The organism is Mucilaginibacter angelicae, from assembly GCF_042434235.1.
Lineage (GTDB): Bacteria > Bacteroidota > Bacteroidia > Sphingobacteriales > Sphingobacteriaceae > Mucilaginibacter > Mucilaginibacter angelicae.
This window is the reverse complement of record NZ_JBHLTS010000018.1, coordinates 157,631-170,685: the sequence shown is the minus strand read 5'-3', so window position 1 is coordinate 170,685 and position 13,055 is coordinate 157,631. Positions and strand designations below refer to the sequence as shown.

Genomic DNA, 13,055 nt, shown 5'->3' with positions numbered 1-13,055 from the left:
AATTGCTTAAACCTTTTATAACAATTTATTATTAAGTTATCAAGAGTTTTCGCTGATACCATTAGTGCTACTTTTTTGTTTGACTGACTTTAAGTTAATAATATTCACTTTTTAAAACCTTTACCGATGCATCTATTTTCGACGTATCATTTTGATTTGTTAAAAAAAGAACTGACCGAAAAAGCGGGCATGGCTTATATTACCCCTGCCGACTGCAAGGCCTTATCCTTAATGCTATTCAACAAAACTCAAAAAAGCATCAGTGAAACCACATTGAAGCGCATTTTTGGATTTGCTTACAGCAAGTTTACCCCATCATTATTCACCATGAATGCACTTGCTGAATTTTGCGGCTACACAGGCTGGGATGCATTTTGCCAAAGCAGGCAAAAAACGGTTGTCAAAAAAGAGAACCATGTATATAAACCCGGCAAGATAACGGCCAAAGCAGAACGGATCACCAATTTCACTTTGCAAACCCAGGTTAATCATTCGGGCATACCGTTCCAGTATACTGTACCCCGAAAGTTTATCGATGAGCAATTGTCCATATTCATGCAGCAACCATTTACAGCTACCGTTTTTACGGCTCCGGCTGGTTATGGCAAAACCATTGGTTTATGCCATTGGGTAAAGGATTTGATAAAAGCTAATACACAAAAGGATGAAAAAGATCTGATATTGTTCTTTAATGGCAGCACACTGAATTCATCCCTTCAAAATATTCATCTTAGCCACTGGCTGATGGGCCTTATCGGCCTTTCACCGGATGAAGACCTGGAAGGTCTGGCAGAAATAGCCGAAGACTTTAACGGCCGTTTCATATTGATCATTGACAGTTTTGACGAATTTCATTTCAGGAATAACACTTTTGAAACTGTATTTAATCAACTGGCCGATATTATAGCCATGTATCACAAATATCCATGGTTTAAGGTGATACTAACCATGCGCTCATCTACCTGGAGTAATTTCAGGGAAGACATTACAGCCCAGCCCGATGTATGGTTCACCGGCTTTATGATGGATTACAGTCAAAAACTTAATGTACCCCTGTTCACTACCGAGCAAATTAAAAAACTTTGTGATAACATAAACCCCAATATTGCCCATGATGTAACTTTACCTATTATTGACAAGCTAAGTCATCCTTTATACTTCCAGTACTATTACCAGCGTTACAGCGATAATTTTAGTTTAAGCCATTTTAATAACCTTACCTACTATCACCTTGTGGGTTCAAATTATTATCATAGCGTTTACAAAGGCCATTACGCTATTGAAAAAGTACTGCTCATTACCGGTATCATTAATCAAATGGATACCGATAACCGGGTGTATGAGGTTAGTAAGCTCAGGATCTATGAGCTCATCAAAAAATATGGATCAGCATACCAGGAAATGATCAGTGCCGGGATCATTGAAGAGCTGAACCTGTCGCGCGAAAACAAGCTAAACTTCATTGTTAAAATGACCGATGAAGCCACCCTTGAGTACGCGCTTGCCATGATACTCATGTACAATAACAATTATGTATTTGACGATAACCTGGTAAACCTGACCGATCTGGTATTTAGCCGGGATAAAAAGCTCCCAATTATAAAATGGTTTATCTATAATGCAGTACACAAGGATTATAAATTTGATCTTAAAGCCTTACTCAATGTGCAGTTACAGCCCAATGAAAAATCAGAGATTATAAGTTTTATCGGCGAATTGCTCAAGATTCAGCATGTGAACACTCATATGACCGAACGAATGGAAGATTTGTTCAAACAGGTTTGCAGCGAAGATTTCTTTAATTACTTTATCAGTCTTGAGTTTATTGATATTGGCTATGAAGAGGTGCTGGAAACGTTTTTGCATTTCCGCTTATCAACCCCGCAACAAATACTGATAAAAACCTGCCTTGCTGCTATTGCTGTAATGCAACTTGATTTAACAAAGATCGAAAAACATCTTACCGATTTAAAACAATACAATTTAAAAGGGCTTCAAAATTTACCGCTCAACCCGGTAAACTGTATCGAAACCATCCTGTTTTATCTTAAATACGGCATTATTAAAAAAGAGTCCCTCACCGAGATCACCAAATTTTACTTCAACCCGGTTCAAAATACGGGAGTTTCAAAAGGCTTTACGGAGGTAGTTTACCTGCTGGCCTTATACACCTCAACCATTTGCCAGAAACACAACAAAGCAGCCAAATTTATCAACGGGCTAAATAAGGTATACAGGGGTTATTCTATGGGATATTCCTTCATCTTAAAAACAATCCTGGCCGAGTCATACCTGGCATCGGGCTATGAAGATAAGGCAAGAGATATTTTTAATGAGATAAGCGCCGCATACAGTGAACAGGACGGTGGCTTTACCACTTTTATGAAGGTGCTTTACGAAGGCTTAAAAATAAAGCTCGCCTTGCCGGTAAGCAATCACCTTGCTGTTGTGAACAACATTAAAAGTCTCATTAAACTATGCGACGATTCAAAACAGATCATAGTTAAAGTCAATACACTTGGTTTTATACTTACCAATTATGCAGTATTAAAAGAAAACGTATATATTTTTAACGACCTGTATTTTGATTTTATAAAAAGCATCCGCAACAATGGCTGCCGTACCGAGCATTTTATGAACGATGAAATAAAATGGGCCGAAACAACACCGGCAAACAGTTCATTAAACAGGCTCCAAAGCTTTAACCTAACCCGGAATTAAGACAAGATCTTGTTCCGGTATTCGCGTGGGCTTACCTTTTTAATCACTTTAAAAAAACGGTTAAAGTTTGATACATTATTAAAGCCGCACTCGTAGGCTATATCTGTAATACTGGTTTCTTTATTATTAAGCAGTTTACAGGCATAGCCTATTCTTGTTTCGTTTACAAACTGGGTAAATGATTTTTGAGTACGCGCCTTAAAAAATCTGCAAAATGCAAAGGTGTTCATATTAGCCACATCGGCAATTGTATTAAGCGAAATATCCTCCCTGAAATTGTCAAAGATGTATTTAAACACCTGGTCCATGCGTTTACTGTCATGGTATTGATAGTAGTTGATATAATTAATACTGGCCAGCAGGTTATGCTCGGGATCTGCACTCATGATATTAAGGATCTCGAGCAGGGTGATGATCCTTTGCAGCCCCTCCTGTTGTACTATCTGGTACATCAGTTTTATTACCAGGTCGCGGCTTTTGCCCTTTAGCTCCACTCCTCTTTGCGCCTTACTCAAAAACGATTCAACTTTGCGTACGTTACCAAATGCCGAAAGATTCGTCAGCAATTTTGACGGATTGAAGTGAATAGATAATGAATGCGCGTAAGCTTCAGGATCATCCTCGTTTGGTTGTTCCTGGGTATTATGCCAAACATGCGGAATATTTGAACCAAGAAAGATAAGCTCCCCGCTTTCAAAATAATCAACCAAATCGCCGATGATGCGTTTGCCCGAGCCTTTTATGATATGTACAAGCTGACATTCTTCGTGAAAATGGAACTCACTTGAGAAAAAAGGGAGCTTTACTTCCCTGGCAACAAAGAGGTCTTCTGACTGTACCCCGTCAGACAATACGGCTAAAATTGGTTTCATTTTAACAAGATATGAACAGAAAAGCTAAATATAAGCAAATATACTATCGAAAGTTGTCAATTAAAATGAAAGCAAAAATTCAAACGGCGCTAATTTTACAATACCGTACCTGATCCAGAAAGGTATAAATAAACCGATTTATAAACACAGGAAACAAGATTTTACCTTGGCTTTTCAATTGAAAACAGCCTGAAACTATTTGCAAAATATATTTACTTACATGTACATCAATAAAATTGAAGTTACCGACAAGCGTTTTAATTTAGGCAATGGCGCCGGTTCCGATGCCGTAAATGATTCAACTCAGTATGCTTACGCCATTTGCGAGCTGCATACCGGCAGCAGCATAAAAGGTATAGGCCTCGCTTTTACCCTCGGTGCCGGTAACGATTTGGTATGCAAAGCCATACAATACCTATCAGAAACATTAAAAGGGCGCGAAATTGAGGAACTTATGGCCGATTTCGGTTCGGTTTACCGTTCGATACTTGATTCGCCTACTTACCGTTGGCTGGGGCCACACAAGGGGGTCATGCAACTGGCACTGGCGGCTATAGTAAATGCTTGCTTTGACCTTTGGGCTAAAAGCCGCCAGGTACCGCTTTGGAAACTTTTGCTTGATCTGAGCCCAAAAGAACTGATAGCTACGCTCGACCTGAATTACCTTGAAGATGTATTGACCATTGAAGAAGCAGAAAACATTTTAAAGGGCAATTTTACGGGCCGTACACTGCGTAACAGCGTTTTGCAAACCGGCTACAAGGCCTATGATACATCGGTAGGCTGGTTCAACTATTCGGACGAAAAGATTAAAGAAAACGTAGCCCGCGCCATTGACCGTGGGTTTACTGCCATGAAGTTAAAAGTAGGTTCTGATGATCCGCAGCGTGATATCCGCAGGGCTAAACTGGTGCGTGCCGAAGCAGGCGACAAAACGACTATCATGCTTGATGCCAACCAAAAATGGAACCTGCCGCAGGCTATCTCCATCTGTAAAGAATTAAGCGCAATAAACCCTTACTGGATAGAAGAACCTACCCACCCCGATGATGTTTTGGCACATCAAACACTGGCTAAAGAAATTGCACCGCTTAAAATTGCGGCCGGCGAGCATATCCCCAACAAAATCATCTTTAAAAACTTTTTGCAGGCCGGCGCCATGGATTTTTGCCAGGTTGACTGTGTGCGCGTTGGTGGTGTATCCGAATTTTTGACCATAAGCCTGCTGGCAAAAAAATTCAACATACCGGTAGTACCGCACGTGGGCGATATGGGGCAGATCCATCAGCATTTAGTACTTTTTAACCACGTGGCTATTGGTCACGAAAACTTATTTTTGGAACACATACCGCATTTGGCCAAATATTTTAAAAATCCGGCCAATATTAGCGGGGGCTATTACGCCGTACCTGCCGAAGCAGGCAACAGCAGTGACCTGGTAACCACCTAAAAACCAAAAATGGACCAATTATTAAACAAAGTAATATTTATTACCGGAGGCGCATCGGGCATTGGTTTGGCCTGTGCCGAGGCCTATATTCGTGAAGGGGCAACCGTTTTTATAATGGATGTAAATGAACGTGCACTTTATAAAGCGCTTGACCATTTCGGAGGCAGCCACGAAGGCATACCCGGCGATGTATCAAAACCAGCTGATGTAAAAGCGGCTTTTGATGCCATAAAACAATATTATGGCAGGCTTGATGCTATTCATAACAATGCTGCTATAGCCCACCCCTCAAAGCCTGTTGATGAAACTGAAGAGGACGAATGGGATGCCCTGATGAGCATTAACCTCAAAAGCTTGTTCTGGACAACCAAATATGGCATCGATTTGCTTAAAGCATCAAAAGGCTGCATTTTAAATACCAGCAGCATGGCTGGCGATATTGGGCAAAGCCTGCATGCCGCATATACGGCAACCAAAGGTGGCATCAATGCCCTTACCAAATCAATGGCGCTTGATTATGCGCAATACGGTATCAGGGTAAATGCAGTTTCGCCGGCCGGTGTATGGACACCATTACTTAAACAATGGGCGGCTGAGCAACCAGATCCCGGATCGATAGAAAAATACCTGAATGATATACATGCCTTAGGCTACTGCCCCGAGGGCGATGTAGTGGCCGACGCAGCAGTTTTCCTGCTTTCGGACGCGGCGCGGTTTGTAACCGGCTGCATTATGCCCGTAAGCGGTGGCGCCGAATTGGGATACAGACGATAAAACAAGATATTAACCATGAACAAAACCAACGGTAACGCATCAAAATATCTGGTTCCGCTGCTGATAGTAATGAGCCTGATGTTTTTCTGGAACCTGAGCCGCAATATCAACGATGTGCTCATCCCACACCTGAAAAGGGCCTGCCAGTTATCCGATCTTCAATCGTCACTGATCCAGTCGGCATTTTTCGGGGCTTATTTTTTAATGGCCTTGCCCGCCGGTCGTTTTATAGAAAAAATGGGATACAGGGCAGGGATGCTTACCGGCCTTATCCTTGCGGCTATCGGGGCCGCCATATTTTATCCGGCTGCTACAACCAGGTTTTACCCGGTATTTTTGCTGGCTTTATTTACCATGGCGTCTGGCTTTGCCATATTGGAAGTTACAGCCACCCCTTACATTTCAAAACTTGGCGATCCCGACCATGCATCAAGCCGGTTAAGCCTGGCTGCTGCCGTTGGTTCAATGGGTGCAACTATAGGGCCTTTCATTGGTTCCAAATTTTTACTGCATGAAAAAGATATCCCGGCAAGCCTTATCCAGTCTTTTAACCCCGGGCAATTAAAAACATTTTTAAGCAACGAGGCGCATTTGGTCATTCCGCCTTACCTCACGTTGGCGCTGTTGTTTATTGCCTTATGTGTAGTACTTTACTTTCTGAGACTGCCTGTGATCCATGAAGGTAATAGCCGTCAAAAACTATCGGGGGTATTTAAGTTCAGGCATACTATACTGGGTGTACTGGCAGTTTTTGCCTATTTAGGCGCTGAGGTTGGTGTGGTGAGTTTCATTATCCGTTATACAAAGTCGCTAAATATTGCGGGGATTACCGAGCAAAAGGCAGCCCTCTTTATTACACTTTACATGGCGCTGGTTTTAACAGGGCGATTATTGGGGGCATTTTTGCTTAAGCAGGTTAAACCCAATAAAGTGCTCACCATCTGCAGTATCGGTGCATTTGTGCTGATACTGGTATCAGTACTTACGCAAGGTTATCTCTCAATAATTTCATTATCAATGGTTGGGCTTTTTACCTCAGTAATGTACCCTATCATTTTTACACTCAGCATTAAAAACATAGGCGACTATACCAAGGTGGCTTCATCATTGCTCATTATGGGTGTTGTAGGCGGCGCCATCATCCCGCCAATAATGGGCTTGATATCAGATCATTCCGGTATCAGGATGGCTTTTATAGCACCGCTTGTTTGCTACGTATACGTATTTTACTATGGTATCAAGGGTTATGTAGTGAAGAATAAAGCTTATTCGGATGAACCAGAAGAACCCTTATTAACGGTAATCGGGCATTAAGCAAATCCAAACTTGCAAAGTTTTAAAAACTTCGCAAGTTTTTCGCTTCCCGTCCTGCTATGAACCATCAACAATGAACTATTACCTAAATGAACCAATACAATTTTGCGCAACTTTTCGCTTTTTCAGCAGTATTTTGTTGTGAAAAATACACTTATTACAACTAAATTGTTTCAAAATGAGATTTTGGACATCAAATTGAGAACAGGTTGTCAAAATAGTATCAAAACAAATCAATTTAAGTGCAATTTATTGTTAATACCCTCCATATTTTTATCCTGATTATAAACCCCAGCTACTAAGGTTTTTACAAAACATTTTTTTAATCAGAAACAGCAATCCAAAAAAAGGATGAAGTTTTTGAAGTGGAATTGCTATAACCAAAACTGAATGATTAAAACTTTACTAATTACGTTTTTATTTGGGTTCACGGCCGGTATTGCCTTAGCACAAAACCATGAAAATGGCAGTGCGGGCAATGCCCCAGCCGTATATATTATTCAAAATACAGCTAACGATAGCTGGAAGGGGTTTGAACGTGTTAACATTACCATAGGCCCCCACAAAGCCTATTATGTAAACCCTAAAAAGTCGCTTGAAGGCAATCCGTGGGTGTGGCGGGCCTCTTTCCCCGATTGGCATACTGATATTGACAGTATTTTGCTAACCAAAGGCTTTCACATAGCTTTTGTAAATGTTGATGACCAATACGGCAGCCCTTACGCTTTACAGGTATGGGATGCTTTCTACAAATATTTAACCACTAAACAATCTTTTGCTGCAAAAGTTGCCCTTGAGGGTGTAAGCCGTGGCGGTTTATATGTATACGGCTGGGCCAAACGCAACCCCGATAAAGTTAGTTGCATTTATAACGAAGCCCCTGTTTGCAATATTAAAAGCTGGCCGGGCGGCAAACTAAGTGCCCCGGGCGATGCTAACCTCTGGAAACAGCTGCAGCAGGTGTACCATATAACAGAGCAACAGGCGCTTGATTATCATGACAATCCTATTGATAACCTTGACGGCCTGGCTGCTTTTAAAGTACCTGTTATGCATATCATAGGTATAAACGACCAGGTTGTACCTAATGCCGAAAATACCAATATCCTTGCTCAACGCTATACCGCTTTAGGCGGCCCGATAATGATATACCCGGTAACTGCCGGTCCGCAGGAGTTGAACGGGCACCACTTCCCTATTGAACACCCCGAACAATGGGCCGGTATGATCATGGATTACAGCTATCCTGTAAAAAAGATGCTGCCATATACCGATTATTTCACCATTCGTAACGGCCTGGCCGGCAGTTTTAACGTATTCAATTCGGGCAAAAAAGCTACGGTAGCTTTTTTAGGTGGATCCATCACCTATAATCCCGGCTGGCGCGAAAAAATAAGCCGGTACCTTACCGAACGTTTCCCATCAACTGATTTTCATTTTATACAAGCCGGGATCCCTTCATTGGGCAGCGTGCCGCATTCCTTCCGCTTGCAGCGGGATGTACTTGACTCGGGCAAAGTTGATTTGATGTTTGTTGAAGCCGCAGTTAATGATAACGTAAACGGGCTGGATAGCCTGACCGAATTACGGGCTTTGGAGGGCATTGTAAGGCATGCAAAAAAAGCCAACCCGCAGATGGACCTCGTTATGATGGAGTTTGTTGATCCGGATAAGATCAGGGATTATAATAACGGCAAAACCCCGATGCAAATAAAAAACCATGAACTGGTTGCAAATCATTACGGCTTACCATCCATCAACCTTGCCAAAGAAGTTACCGACAAACTCAACAACCATGAATTTTCATGGCAATATGATTTTAAAGACCTGCACCCTGCCATTTACGGTCAGGAGCTTTACTTTGCTTCCATAAAAAGCCTGCTCAATTCATGCTTTGATAATCAGCAGGATATTGCCCCAAAAACAAACCCACTGCCGAAACCCCTTACTCCTTTAAATCTCAGCAATGGCCGCTATTACAGCATCCAAAATGCAAAAAATCTGAATGGCTGGGCCGTTAACCCCGATTGGGCACCAAATGATAACCTGAGCACACGTGAAGGTTTTGTACACAAGCCCATGCTTATCGGCACAAAATCCGGATCATCACTAACATTACCATTCACCGGCACTGCCATAGGTATGGCCATTGTATCCGGGCCGGATGCAGGTATTATAAGCTATAGTATTGATGGCGGGGCCGAAAAGAAGATGGACTTATACACACAGTTCAGTTCATGGATCTATCTGCCATGGTATGTAACCTTCAGCACCGATCTTAAAAAGGGCTCACATACGCTCAACCTAAAAATTGACACCGATAAGAATAATAACAGCAAAGGGAACACGTGCCAGGTAATCTATTTTTTAACCAATTGATTTTTTTAATGAACAGCAATAAGCTGTAAACGCAGCTCAAAACTTTTAATTGTCAACTTAACATATTTTAAACCCCAAACAAGCATGATCAAACCCGTTGTTACTGCAAAAACCTTTTACCATTTCCGCATCTAAAAGGATTCAAAACCAACGCACCAAACCAAACTCAAAAACAAAAAACCATTATCAAACCAATTTTATGAAAGAATTTTACCAACAGATCAAAACCCGGCGGGAGCTCAAGCACCCTTACAAGCCTGCACCGGGTTTTTATTGCTTTGTACTATTGCTGTTGAGCTTAATTTGTTCGGCACAGTTTTCACATGCGCAAACAACTAAAGTAACCATCACCGGGCGTGTGACCGATAGCCTGGGGACAACAATTGCCGGTGCCAACATTATAGCTACAAACCGCAAAAACCTGGGTACCACTACCGATGTTAACGGTAAGTTTGTGATCGATGCCGAACCCGGTACTATCCTTAAAGTATCGTACGTAACTTTTATCGATCAAATGTTCACTGTTTCGGCCAGTAAGCTGGTAGTAAACATTGTGCTTAAAGAATCTAAACGTGGCCTTGAAGAGGTTGTGGTATTGGCTTACGGTAAAAAAGAGCGTCGCGAGGCCGTAGTAGGCTCAGTAACCACCGTTAAACCTGCCGACCTGAAGATCCCCGCCAGTAACTTAACAAATGCGCTTGCCGGCCAGGTTGCAGGTATCATCGCTTTTCAGCCAAGCGGCCAGCCGGGGCAGGATAACTCCAGCTTCTTCATCCGCGGTGTAACAACTTTCGGCTACAAAAAAGATCCTCTTATTTTGATCGATAACGTTGAGCTTTCTACATCCGATCTTGCCCGTTTGCAGGTTGATGATATCGCCAGCTTTTCAATACTGAAAGATGCGAGCGCCACTGCCCTTTACGGTGCCCGTGGTGCAAACGGCGTAATTTTGGTAAGTACCAAAGAAGGTAAAATTGGCAAAGCCAAGATCAATGTGCGTTTGGAAAACTCCATATCACAATCGGCCAAGACATTGCAGCTTGCCGACCCTATTACCTATATGAACCTGTTTAACGAAGCCACCATAACCCGCGATCCGTTAAGCCCGCTCCCTTTCTCTCAAAATAAAATTTTAAATACCGAAGCTACCATCCGCGGCGATGCAGGAAGCAATAAATATGTTTACCCTGCTGTTGACTGGCTGGATATGCTTTTCAAAAAACGCACTGCCACTCAACGCGCCGACATGAGCGTGAGCGGCGGCGGCGATGTTGCCCGCTATTATGTTTCAGGGTCATACAATATTGACCACGGGATCCTGAGGGAAGATATTGCCAACAATAACAACAACAACGTAAAATTTGAAAATTACCAGCTGCGCTCAAATGTTAATATCAACTTAAGCAAAAGCACCGAGCTTATTGTAAGGCTTGCCGGCTCATTTAATGAGTATAATGGCCCGCTTACAAGTGATGCCTCATTTTCGACCGACCTTTACAACGTTGCTGTGCATACCAGCCCGGTATTATTCCCCGCCTATTTCCCTGCCGATTCGGCCAACCGCGATGTTAAGCACATCTTATTCGGTAACGCCGCACCGGCCAACGCAGGCTCAACATCAAACGCTATTGCCTATAATAACCCTTATGCAGCATTGTTACGCGGCCATAAAAACTATTCAGAATCAAGGTTATCGGCTCAGTTAGAATTGAACCAGAAACTGGATTTTATAACCAGCGGGCTTAACTTTCACGGCTTGTTCCATACCAACAGGTATTCCTACTTTCAGTCGCAAATGGGTTACTCGCCATTCTATTATAATGTAAATACGTATGATAAGGCCACTAACCAATACACTTTATTGTGGCTTAACCCGCAGCCAACAGGTAATAACGTAGCTACAGAATACTTAAGCTATTATCGTGACCCAAGTACCGATAACCTGAATACTTATATCTATTTCCAGGGTGTTTTGGATTATAATCATGCCTTTGGCGATCATAACCTGAGTGCATCTTTGATTGGTACGCGCCAGCAAACTGTTTATTCGGCTGCGAAAGACCCGGTACTAAATTACCCAACTTTACAATACTCATTGCCTTACCGTAACTTAACCCTTGCAGGTCGTGCTACTTATTCATTTAAAAGCCGTTACTTCTTAGAGTTTAACTTTGGTTATAACGGTACCGAGCGTTTTTCGGCAAACCACAGGTACGGTTTCTTCCCTACCATTGGCGGTTCATGGATCGTATCTGACGAAAAATTCTGGGGACAGGGACTTTATGATGTTTTCACCCGCATGAAGGTAAGGGCCAGTTATGGCTTAGTAGGTAATGATGCTATCGGTTCACAACGTTTCTTCTTCCTTTCAGACGTTAACCTAAACGGCGGAAACCCTGCTTCTTTCGGTACTTTTAATGGCTACACCCGTAACGGTGTATACATCAACAACTACGAAAACCCTAACGTAACCTGGGAAACATCGCGCCAGCTAAACCTTGGCCTTGAGTTTACCATGTTTAAAAACCTTAACGTAGTGGCTGAGGTTTACAAATACCACCGCTACAACATTCTCCAAACCCGTACTTCGCTGCCTACAACGCTTGGTCTTGAGGCGCTTGACCAGTATGGACAGCCAAATGTTACTGCCAACATAGGCACGGCTGATACCAAAGGTATCGACCTGCAAATGGACTACAAGGCTACTATAAATAACAATGTATGGCTTCAGGGCCGTGGTAACTTCACTTTAGCAAGCAGTAAATACGGCAACTATGAAGAGCCTCAGTACAAGGAAGCTTACCGTTATCATAAAGGCCAGGAAATAGGCCGGCAGTACGGCTATATTGCCGAACGTTTATTTGTTGATGATAACGAAGCGAAGAACTCTCCTTCGCAGATATTTTCAACCAACGGCATCCCGCCGGGCGGTGGTGATATCAAATACCGCGACTTAAATGGCGATGGTAAAATTGATGGCGCTGATCAAACCTTTATCGGCTATCCTACGGTTCCTGAAATTGTATACGGCTACGGTTTATCGGCCGGTATCAAAAACTTTGATATTTCCTGTTTCTTCCAGGGCCAGGCGCGTGTATCATTCTTTATCGACCCTAACCGTACCAGTCCGTTCATTCAAAGCCCCGACCCTTATATTTATGGTAACACCCAGCTGATCAAAGCATTTGCCGACAGCCACTGGAGTGAGGAAAACCAGGATCTGTATGCTACCTATCCAAGATTAGGTGTAACCGGCAACCAGATCGAAAACAATCGCCAAAACAGTACATGGTGGATGCGTGACGGTAGTTTCCTGAGGCTTAAATCGGTAGAGATAGGTTACTCATTGCCGCCATCTATTTTAAAGCGCTTAAACGTAACCAAGTGCCGCATTTACTTTAACGGTTTAAACCTGTACACCTGGAGTGCCTTTAAACTTTGGGACCCTGAACTTGGCGGTAACGGCTTTGCTTACCCAATACAAAAGGTATTCAACTTAGGCATAAACGTTAACCTATAATTTTTTACTGATCAATACTTAGTAT

The 13,055-nt window shown here is 42.5% G+C and carries 7 protein-coding genes; 6 read left to right on the top strand and 1 reads right to left on the bottom strand.

The features are described from left to right. The first annotated feature begins 126 nt into the window (after positions 1-126). On the top strand, positions 127-2,721 hold the full coding sequence (locus ACFFGT_RS06995; RefSeq protein WP_377021800.1) for an NACHT domain-containing protein: 2,595 nt from the start codon (positions 127-129) through the stop codon (positions 2,719-2,721). Here ACFFGT_RS06995 and ACFFGT_RS06990 read toward each other — a convergent pair. After that, the gene (locus ACFFGT_RS06990) at positions 2,718-3,593 is read right to left on the bottom strand and encodes an AraC family transcriptional regulator (protein WP_377021799.1); all 876 of its coding nucleotides are present in this window, start codon (positions 3,591-3,593) and stop codon (positions 2,718-2,720) included. The genes ACFFGT_RS06995 and ACFFGT_RS06990 overlap by 4 nt on opposite strands. A 220-nt stretch (positions 3,594-3,813) precedes the next feature. On the opposite strand from ACFFGT_RS06990, the gene ACFFGT_RS06985 reads away from it, so the two are divergent. The 5 genes from ACFFGT_RS06985 (at position 3,814) to ACFFGT_RS06965 (ending at position 13,030) form a co-directional block, all read left to right on the top strand. Next, the gene (locus tag ACFFGT_RS06985; protein WP_377021798.1) at positions 3,814-5,043 is read left to right on the top strand and encodes an enolase C-terminal domain-like protein; all 1,230 of its coding nucleotides are present in this window, start codon (positions 3,814-3,816) and stop codon (positions 5,041-5,043) included. A gap of 9 nt (positions 5,044-5,052) precedes the next feature. Further along, a complete protein-coding gene (locus tag ACFFGT_RS06980; RefSeq protein ID WP_377021797.1) occupies positions 5,053-5,817 on the top strand; it encodes an SDR family NAD(P)-dependent oxidoreductase in 765 nt (254 codons plus the stop codon). 15 nt (positions 5,818-5,832) lie between these two features. Further along, the gene (gene fucP, locus ACFFGT_RS06975; RefSeq protein WP_377021796.1) at positions 5,833-7,131 is read left to right on the top strand and encodes an L-fucose:H+ symporter permease; all 1,299 of its coding nucleotides are present in this window, start codon (positions 5,833-5,835) and stop codon (positions 7,129-7,131) included. A 390-nt stretch (positions 7,132-7,521) separates the two neighbouring features. Next, on the top strand, positions 7,522-9,510 hold the full coding sequence (locus tag ACFFGT_RS06970; RefSeq protein ID WP_377021795.1) for an SGNH/GDSL hydrolase family protein: 1,989 nt from the start codon (positions 7,522-7,524) through the stop codon (positions 9,508-9,510). A gap of 199 nt (positions 9,511-9,709) precedes the next feature. Beyond that, positions 9,710-13,030, top strand: coding sequence for a SusC/RagA family TonB-linked outer membrane protein (locus ACFFGT_RS06965; RefSeq protein ID WP_377021794.1), 3,321 nt, complete (start codon positions 9,710-9,712; stop codon positions 13,028-13,030). Positions 13,031-13,055 lie beyond the last annotated feature (25 nt).

What these genes read in the sequence shown, in the direction of transcription:
- ACFFGT_RS06990 (WP_377021799.1), bottom strand. Translation starts at nt 3,593, where the DNA reads ATGAAACCAATTTTAGCCGTATTGTCTGACGGGGTACAGTCAGAAGAC.
- ACFFGT_RS06980 (WP_377021797.1), top strand. Translation starts at nt 5,053, where the DNA reads ATGGACCAATTATTAAACAAAGTAATATTTATTACCGGAGGCGCATCG.
- ACFFGT_RS06985 (WP_377021798.1), top strand. Translation starts at nt 3,814, where the DNA reads ATGTACATCAATAAAATTGAAGTTACCGACAAGCGTTTTAATTTAGGC.
- ACFFGT_RS06995 (WP_377021800.1), top strand. Translation starts at nt 127, where the DNA reads ATGCATCTATTTTCGACGTATCATTTTGATTTGTTAAAAAAAGAACTG.
- ACFFGT_RS06970 (WP_377021795.1), top strand. Translation starts at nt 7,522, where the DNA reads ATGATTAAAACTTTACTAATTACGTTTTTATTTGGGTTCACGGCCGGT.
- ACFFGT_RS06965 (WP_377021794.1), top strand. Translation starts at nt 9,710, where the DNA reads ATGAAAGAATTTTACCAACAGATCAAAACCCGGCGGGAGCTCAAGCAC.
- fucP (WP_377021796.1), top strand. Translation starts at nt 5,833, where the DNA reads ATGAACAAAACCAACGGTAACGCATCAAAATATCTGGTTCCGCTGCTG.